Genomic DNA, 282 nt, shown 5'->3' with positions numbered 1-282 from the left:
CCGGAACCGCGAGCCCGAAAGGATGTGTGGCATGATCCACGTCGCCCGACGTGCAGCCGGGCCCGACCCTGACGGTGCGTGTTTTCGCATCGACACGGACACCCTTCATCATCGACAGGTCGATCACGAGGCCGTTGTCGCAAATCCCCAGCCCGGCGCCGTTGTGTCCGCCGCCGCGCACGGCAATCAGCAGGTCGTTGTCGCGGGCATATTTCACAGCGGTGATCACGTCGGCGACATCAGCGCAGCGCGCAATCAGCTGCGGGCGCTTCTCGATCATGC

General features: G+C 64.9%; 1 protein-coding gene. It reads right to left on the bottom strand.

Annotation, left to right across the window (positions count from 1 at the left end; genetic code table 11):
• Positions 1-282, bottom strand: a 282-nt coding sequence (locus tag EN846_RS34755; protein WP_135928173.1) for an FAD-binding protein, incomplete at both ends; no start/stop codon positions are given.

The organism is Mesorhizobium sp. M4B.F.Ca.ET.203.01.1.1 (genome assembly GCF_004791025.1).
GTDB classification, from domain to species: Bacteria; Pseudomonadota; Alphaproteobacteria; order Rhizobiales; family Rhizobiaceae; genus Mesorhizobium; species Mesorhizobium abyssinicae.
This window is presented reverse-complemented; position numbering and strand designations above follow the sequence as displayed.